Genomic DNA, 8,033 nt, shown 5'->3' with positions numbered 1-8,033 from the left:
GGCCCCCGGAGCAATGATGGAGCGAGGGAAACGCAGTAACAGCCGAAGGCTGGTCACCCGGCGAAGCCGGGGCCGGATGCAGGGGCGAGCGTTCTTGGTTACTTCTGGGGCGACTGCCAGAAGTGACTCGCCGGGAGGCGAAACAGGGACTCGCAGCCCACTCGATAAGCAGCTCGGCTCAAGACTCGTTAGCAACACTTAACGCAGACATAGCCAATGAATTCACTCCTCCTGCGCAAGAAAAGGTTCAAGGCCATGTCCCGGACTGGACAAGGACCTGCTTCACAAACTCACCGCTACAGGCTCCGGGCCTCAGGTCATGAGCTTGGCCGCCAGCGCGGCGGCCACGCTTATGGCGAGCACCAGCAGGACGAGCAGGAGCCTGTTGGGCGACGGCCGGGCCACTTCGACTGGCACAGCGTTCTTCTGCGCCGCCGCGCGCAATGGATTGGCCGCAGGCTGGCGGCCAGCGGGCCGGCGTGGGGTGGGCTTGGGCAGCTGAAGCATCGGCATGAACAGCGTGGCGTCCTCGTCCACGGCCTGGGGCGCCGCCACCTTGGGGCCTATCACCAGCAGGGTCACCGACCCCATGCGCACCTGGTCGCCGGGCTGCAGCACGGCATTGGACACCTTCTGCTGGTTGACGAACACGCCGTTGGCCGAGGCCAGGTCCTTGACCTCCAGCACATCGTCCTTGAGGAAGAACTCGCAGTGCCGGCGCGACAATTCCAGGTCGCTGAAGCACAACTCGCACTTAACCGAACGACCGAAGGTCATGGAGCCGGTGATGTGGTGCTTCTGCCCCTCATGTTCGCCCTTGATCACCTGCAGGTACCAGCGCGGCGCGGTCTCGGCCTTGGGCCTGGCCCTGGCCGGGTCCACCAGCAGCAGTTCCAGCTGGCCGATGCGCACACGGTCGTCGGCACGCAACTGGAAGCGCGCGCCGATGCGCTCGCCATTCACGAAGGTGCCGCCCGGCGTGCCGCAGTCGCTCAGGTAGTACTGGCCGTGGTCCTGGCGGATTTCCGCATGGAAGGGGCTGATCTCCGGTTCCGCCAGGACCAGGCTGTTGCGGCTGTCCTGGCCGATGGTGAAGCGTTCGTCCACCAGCCAGACGGGCGCCTGGCGGTTATCCGCGAAGTGGATCCTGAGCATGTGGGTTCCTTGGAGGCAGGGCACCACGCAATAGTAGCCACTTGCCTCCTCGGTTGACCTTGCTGCAGTTGGCAGTTAGTTGAAGAGGCGATTCCACAGCCGCTTGACCGGATTGGTCTGCTCCGGCTGCTTCGCCTGCGCCTTGGCGGATGGCCGGTTCGACACAACCCGCGCGGCCTTTTGTACCCGCTGCTCATGGACGGCCTGGAGTTCGAGCAGGGTCTGGTTCTGCGGCGCCACCTGCAGGCCGGTCTCGATGTACTCCAGCGCCAAAGCGAACTCGCGCTGGCGATAGGCCTCTTCGCTGAGGTCGATGAAACGCTGCGCCACCAGTCCCAATCCTGCCTGGGCCTGCTGGTTGTCCGGCGCCCAGCCGAGCACCTGCTGGTAGTAGTACACCGCGTTGTCCTGCTCCGGCTGCACCAGGCGGTCTTCGGCCAGACGCTGGGCGGCCTGCGCCAGGGCGCCGGCGATGCGCGCGGCGAGCACCCGCTGCAGGCCGTCGCCGGCCTTGGCGTTGTCGTCGTCCAGGCGCAGCACCTCATGGAAGTAGAAGTCGGCATTGTCGCCGGCCGGCTCCCCCAGCTTGCCTTCGGCCAGGCGCTGTTCGCCCAGCTCCAGCAGGTCGGCGATCTTCATCTGCAGTACGACGAAGTAGCCGCCGCCGGTGGAGATCGCCAGCAGCAGGACCCCGGCCAGTCCCCAGAGCAGGCCACGGTAACGGCGGCGAGCCACCGGCGCGTTCGGCGTCTTCGGCGTCTTCGGTGTCTTCGGTGTCTTCGGTGTCTTCGGTGCCTTCACCGGCTGGTCCAGGATCGCGGCCGGTCCGATGCGCGTGAAGTCGAGATTGAGGTCCAACAGGTCGGCCAGGCTGTCCAGCAACACATGGCAATCGGCGAAGCGCTCGTCCGGGTCCTTGGCCAGCATGCGGTCGATCAGGTACTGATAATCGTCCAGGGCCCGCCGCAGCAACGGCGGGTCCATCTGCACGTGATTGAGCACGGTTTCGGCGTAGCTGGCGCCGCGAAAGGGGTTTTCACCGGTCAGCAGCTCCAGCAGGATCACACCCAGGCTATAGATGTCGCTGCGCGCATCCAGCGGCTGGCACTGTGCCTGCTCCGGGCTGCTGTAGGCCGGGCTGCCGACCGCCACGTTGAACTGGGTCAGCTCGCTGTCCAGCGCCAGGTCCTTGGCAATGCCGAAATCGGTGAGCACCGCGGTGCCGTCGCCGCGGAAGAGGATATTGGCTGGCTTGATATCACGGTGCACCAGGCCCTTGTCATGCACCACTGCCAGGGCGCTGGCGATCTGCTGGACGATGCGCAAAGCCTCCATGGGCTCCAGCACCTGGCCCTTGTAGCGGCCAAGGTCGCCCCCGGCGAGAAACTCCATGGCCAGGTAATACCGCCCGTCGGTTAGTTGGTCGATGTCGTGGATGGTGACGATGGAGGGGTGATGCAGGGAGGCGACCATACGCGCCTCCTTGATGAAGCGGGCGCGATAGGCCTCGTCATCCAGTTTGTCCAGTACCTTGACCGCGACCTTGCGGTTGAGGGACTCCTGGGTGGCGAGATAGACCTCCGCCATCCCGCCCTTGCCCAGGCGGCCGTGCACAAGGTAGCCAGGTATTTCAAGCAGATTGTCGTTCATGGATTCAGGGTCTTCGGGATTTGAGTAACCGGCTCAGGAACGAATTGGACCTGTTTGTAGCCAAAGTGGTTTCAGGCAATGCCATGCCGATCACGATGCAGGAGATATTATCCCGCCCTCCCGCATCGCATGCCTGTGCCAGCAGCTGTGCCACCAGGTCTTCCAGGGTTTCGACCGTGGCGCATTGCGCCTGGATCAGATCATCGTCCAGCTCGCCGGTCAGGCCGTCGCTGCACAGCAGCAACAGCTCGCCGGGCGCCAACGTCCCTTGTACGCGCCCCACTTCAAGGGCCTGGTGGACCTGGCCGAGGCACTGGGTCACCACATTGCGCCGCGGATGACGGCGGGCCTGTCGCGGGGTCAGCTCGCCGGCGTCCACCAGCAGCTGCACCAGGCTGTGGTCGTGGCTCAGGCGGGTGATGCCGTCGGCGCCCACCTGGTAGGCCCGGCTGTCGCCGGCCCAGGCCAGGTCGAAGTCAGCCCCGGCGAACCGCACCGCCACCAGGGTGGTGCCCATGCCGGAGCCGGACGCCGCCGTCACCACGGCCCGATGGGCGGCCTGCACCGCCGCTTCCAGGTCCTGGCCGGCGGCCACGGCATCCCGCAGGGTGGCGACGGCGACCGCGCTGGCCACCTCGCCGCGCTGGTGGCCGCCCATGCCGTCGGCCACGGCCCAGAGGCCCAGGTCGGGGGCGCAGAGCAGCGCGTCTTCGTTGTGCGCGCGCACACAGCCGGTGATGGACTGCGCGGCATAGACCAGAAATTCGGGCATGGGACTCTCTACTGCTGTCCAACGTTGACCACACATGATGCGGCCGCCGTCCGGAGCTGTCATCGTCTGGAGTGTTAAGCAGTCGAGGATTTGCCGCGCCGTGCAAGCTGACGCGGCGCGGCTATGCTTTTTTTCATCAGCTTCGCAATCCACAGGCTCGTGCAGCCCAGGAGGTGGTAATGGCCAAAGAGCGCTTCAAGGCAAGGATGCGCTGACCCATTCCCCCTCTCTCGGAGATAGACGCCATGAGCAAAGGTCTCGACGCGAAACGCGCGGCGAAGAAAAAGCCGCTGAAAACCGCCCAGGAAAAACGCATGGCCAAGCGCGCCAGGAAATCCGGCAGCGGACTTCTCGGGAGCCATGCACCGAATCCATGAGGCTTTCGTTGCAACGAACAACGCCCTCCCTGTTGGAGGGCGTTTTTGCAGGCGCTTCGGTCACGCGGCGCGATGCCCCCTCGGCACGGGTTCCTCGACCTGGGCCGTGGTTGGCTTGATCACCAGCAGGTCGCCCTCCAGGCGATCGAGCACCGCCTCGGCCGTATTGCCGACCAACGCACCCATCACACCGTGGCGGGCGACCGTGCCCAGAACGGTGAGGACCGCCTCGAACTCGTGGGCGATCTGCGGAATCAGGGCCTTGGCCGGACCCTCGCCGATATGCACGCGATACCCAGGCAGCTCGTACATTTCCAGGAACCACCGGCACTGGTCGCGGCAATGGTCGGCAGCGGCATGTTCAATGGACTGGTTTGGGTCGGCCTGGGGCAGACGAACAGACGAATAAGCACTGACGACGTGCAACGTGGCGCCGAACAGGCGGCAGAGCTCGCTGGCATGGTCCATCACGTTGCCCTGCAAGGCGACGTGTGCGCTATCGAAATGTTCGACGTCCATGCCGGCCAGGATGGTGCCGTCCTCCCAGGGCCGGCTGTTCCTGACCAGGAACAGGGGTGTGGGTACCTGACGCAGCAACTGCCAGTCATCGGGGGTCATCAGGAGTTGACTGAACCGCGCGGCGTTCTGGTGCTCCTTGACCACCAGATCACAGCCCAGTTCACGACAGGCCTTCAGGACCGCGCTGCTCGCATGGCCGAACTCCACACGAGCCTGCTCGCCACGGCCTTGCACACCCGCCTCGCGCAGGCTGGCCAGTTGCTGGGCGAGAAAATCGGCCTGGTCCTCATGGGCGTCGCAAACCAGCAGGTCGAGGGTCGCGCCGAGCTTGAGGGCGAGCTGGCGCCCACGGCCAAGGGCCGGACTGTCGGGGTTTGGGGGGATGGCGACCAGAATATTCTTTGTCGAGCGCATGGCAATCGTCCTCTTGTTCAGGAAGCATGATTGCGGGCTGGCCTCTCCTTCTTCGTTATTCCCAGCAAAAAGGACAGCAGGTCGTGCTCGCGGTGAATTCAGGGTAAGTGGGGGCTCCTGTTGCACGAACGGAATCCCCAGCCCCGATCGGGGCCAGGGGGCATTATCTGCAGGTTTTTTGGGGGTCAGGCCTGGAGTATGGCTGCGGCAAGCTGGTGGGCAAGGCAGGTCATCGCCCCCCCTAAGCCGATTAAGGACTAAGCGCGCGTCCTGATGGCATATGCGCTTAAGGCTGCGCCGCACCGGCGAGGTCTGGGGCGGCCCCTTCCGGGCATTCGGTTACCCGCGCAGCGCCCTCGTCCCCCAGCCGCCGTGATTCGGCTTCGATTTCCTCGTTGCTGCGGTCGCGGTAGTCGCGGTACAGCCACTGGACGAAGCCGTAGGCCATCACCACCAGCAGGAACAGGAAGGGAATGGAGGTAAGGATCACCGAGGTCTTCACCGTCTTCAGGGAAATCTGGTTGGCGATCATGGTCAGCGGCACCAGCGCCAGCATCACGCACCAGAACAGGCGCAGGAAAGGTGAAGGATCACGGCCTTCCGGCAGGTTGCGGGTGGTGGTGGCCGCCACGGTGTAGGCCGAGGCGTCCATGTGGGAAGCCAGGAAGATGACCATCACGAAGAGGTAGAAGGCAGTCGCCAGGCCGGACATGGGGAAGCCGTCCAGCAGGCGGGTGATGGCCACCTCGCCACCCTGGCTGGCGACTATGGCCGGCACGTCCAGGGTTCCATGCAGCAGCTGGTCGATGCCATAGCCGCTCAGGCTGCCGAAGATGACCCAGCAGCTCACGCTGCCGCCCAGCAGCAACGCGGCGGACACTTCCTTGAGGGTACGGCCGCGGGACACCCGGGCGACGAAGATGGACACCGCTGGCGTGTAGGAGATGGCCCAGAACCAGTAGAACACCGTCCAGTTGCGGGTGAATTCGCCGTCGCCGGCCGGGTCGGTGAACAGGCTCATGTGCAGGAAGTTGGAGAGCATCAGGCCAACGCCATTGACCGTGTTCTTCACGATGAAACCGGTCGGACCCACCACCAGCACCGCCAGGGCGCAGAACAGCGCACCCCAGCAGACCATGCTGGCCAGCCGCTGCATGCCGCCTTCCAGGCCGATATAGGAGCTCAGGGAGAAGATGCTGGCGATCAGCAGCACGATGCCTGCCTGCATGACGAAGGTATTCGGCAGGCCGGTTAGGTTCGACAGCCCGTTGGAGAAGGTCAGGGTAGTGACGACCATTGTCACCGTCAGCCCGCCGAAGGTGCCGATCAGGAAGAGAATGTCGATCAGCCGCCCCGCCGGCCCGCTGGCCTTGAGGCCGGTGACCGCCTCGATGATGCCGGCCAGGCTCAACTTGTCGTGCTTGCGCACATGGTAGTAGTAGGCCATGGCCATGCCGCCCACCGCGTAGCAGGCCCAGGTGCCGAAACCCCAGTGGAAGAAGGCATAGGCGATGCTCATGTCCAGCGCCTCGGGGCTGCGCGCAGGGAGGTAGAGGCCGGGGGTGTTGTAGTAGTAGGCCCACTCCACCAGCCCCCAGTAGAGGGTGGCCGAGCTGAGCCCCGCGCAGATGAACATGAAGATCCAGGGAATGGTCTTGAACTCGGGCTTGCCGGAGCCGAGTCGGATATTGCCGTACTTGCTGAAGATGATGAACAGTGAGCCCACCACGAAGGCCAGGAAGATCACCAGCACGGGGGCGGACAGCAGGTCGGTGGCGGACTGGAAGAGCTGGCTGGCCACCTGTTCAGAACGAGCCGGGAAGGCGGCCAGGGCGATCACGGTGAGGAAGATGGAAAAGACGCTGACCACGATCAGCAGATAGTCCTTGCTCGCCCGGGGTAGCTGGGCGCCCGGCTGGGCCGGGTGCGCTTTCACGGAAATTTTCATGGAGTACCTTTCTATATCGGCTGTATTGATCTTGTTATTGCCTCTTCCCTGGCGAGTCGGATCCGCCTGGAACAGTCATAGAATTGCTGGTGCGCCGCCCTTTTGGCAGCGGCGGGCCAGTATAGGAACGGCCCGGAAAGGCCTTACATCCACAATCGCCGATGCACATATCTGGGTTGGCGATGTAGGGGCGAACTCATTGGCCAAGGGGGTCCGAGGGGCAGGACTGCGTCCTGCGTTCGCGAATGGTTTCGCCCCCACAGGAAAAGCGCACGCTCCGACACCTCGCCAATAAAAAAGGCGACCCTCAGGTCGCCTTTTTTCATTCCACTGTCGATCAGCCGATCTTCCGCCCATGGACCTGCTGGTCGGCATGGTAGGAGGAGCGCACCAAGGGGCCGGAGGCGACGTTCGAAAAGCCCATCTCGGCGCCCTTCTCGGCGAACCAGGCGAAGCGGTCCGGGTGGACGAAGCGCTGCACCGGCAGGTGGCTGCGCGAGGGTTGCAGGTACTGGCCAAGGGTGAGCATGTCGATCTGGTGCTCGCGCATGCGCTGCATGACTTCGATCACTTCCTCGTCGGTCTCGCCCAGGCCCAGCATCAGGCCGGACTTGGTCGGCACCTGCGGCACGCGCTGCTTGAAGTTCGCCAGCAGGTCCAGCGACCACTCGAAGTCCGAGCCGGGACGTGCGGCCTTGTACAGGCGCGGTACGGTTTCCAGGTTGTGGTTGAACACATCCGGCGGCTCTTGTTCGGTGATGGCCAGGGCCACGTCCATGCGCCCGCGGTAGTCCGGCACCAGGGTTTCCAGCTGGATGCCCGGGGACAGCTTGCGGATCTCCCGCAGGCAGTCGACGAAGTGCTGGGCACCGCCGTCGCGCAGGTCGTCGCGATCCACCGAGGTGATCACCACGTATTTGAGGCGCAGGTCGGCAATGGCCACTGCGAGGTTTTTCGGCTCGACCGGGTCCAGCGGCTTCGGCCGGCCGTGGCCGACGTCGCAGAACGGACAGCGGCGGGTGCAGATGTCGCCCATGATCATGAAGGTCGCGCTGCCACCGGAGAAGCACTCGCCCAGGTTCGGGCAGGAGGCCTCTTCGCAGACGCTGTGCAGCTTGTGCTTGCGCAGCAGTTGCTTGATCCGCGCCACCTCGGGCGATGCTGCGATTTCCACGCGGATCCAGTCGGGTTTGCGCGG

The 8,033-nt window shown here is 64.6% G+C and carries 7 protein-coding genes; 1 reads left to right on the top strand and 6 read right to left on the bottom strand.

Features of this window, described 5'->3' with window-relative positions; translation table 11 throughout:
* Positions 1-312 precede the first annotated feature (312 nt).
* The 3 genes from E8F11_RS13470 to E8F11_RS13460 form a co-directional block, all read right to left on the bottom strand.
* Positions 313-1,155 carry an FHA domain-containing protein gene (locus E8F11_RS13470; RefSeq protein WP_280289318.1) on the bottom strand — a complete coding sequence of 281 codons (843 nt, stop codon included), beginning with the start codon at positions 1,153-1,155 and terminating at the stop codon, positions 313-315.
* A gap of 75 nt (positions 1,156-1,230) precedes the next feature.
* On the bottom strand, positions 1,231-2,805 hold the full coding sequence (locus E8F11_RS13465) for a serine/threonine-protein kinase (protein WP_280289317.1): 1,575 nt from the start codon (positions 2,803-2,805) through the stop codon (positions 1,231-1,233).
* A gap of 4 nt (positions 2,806-2,809) precedes the next feature.
* Positions 2,810-3,577 carry a protein phosphatase 2C domain-containing protein gene (locus tag E8F11_RS13460; RefSeq protein ID WP_280289316.1) on the bottom strand — a complete coding sequence of 256 codons (768 nt, stop codon included), beginning with the start codon at positions 3,575-3,577 and terminating at the stop codon, positions 2,810-2,812.
* Between the two features lie 245 nt (positions 3,578-3,822).
* Here E8F11_RS13460 and E8F11_RS13455 point away from each other — a divergent pair, with 245 nt between their 5' ends.
* A complete protein-coding gene (locus E8F11_RS13455; RefSeq protein WP_280289315.1) occupies positions 3,823-3,954 on the top strand; it encodes a hypothetical protein in 132 nt (43 codons plus the stop codon).
* 60 nt (positions 3,955-4,014) lie between these two features.
* On the opposite strand, the gene E8F11_RS13450 is transcribed toward E8F11_RS13455, so the two are convergent.
* The 3 genes from E8F11_RS13450 to lipA all read right to left on the bottom strand — a co-directional run.
* Positions 4,015-4,887: a universal stress protein gene (locus E8F11_RS13450; RefSeq protein WP_280289314.1), complete on the bottom strand. Its 873-nt coding sequence runs from the start codon at positions 4,885-4,887 to the stop codon at positions 4,015-4,017.
* A gap of 286 nt (positions 4,888-5,173) precedes the next feature.
* Positions 5,174-6,835 carry a BCCT family transporter gene (locus E8F11_RS13445; protein WP_280289313.1) on the bottom strand — a complete coding sequence of 554 codons (1,662 nt, stop codon included), beginning with the start codon at positions 6,833-6,835 and terminating at the stop codon, positions 5,174-5,176.
* A gap of 337 nt (positions 6,836-7,172) precedes the next feature.
* Positions 7,173-8,033: lipoyl synthase (gene lipA, locus E8F11_RS13440; protein WP_280289312.1), on the bottom strand; the 861-nt coding region annotated here is incomplete at its 5' end.

It is taken from the genome of Pseudomonas sp. BN417, assembly GCF_029871205.1.
In the GTDB taxonomy this organism is placed as follows: domain Bacteria; phylum Pseudomonadota; class Gammaproteobacteria; order Pseudomonadales; family Pseudomonadaceae; genus Metapseudomonas.
This window is presented reverse-complemented; position numbering and strand designations above follow the sequence as displayed.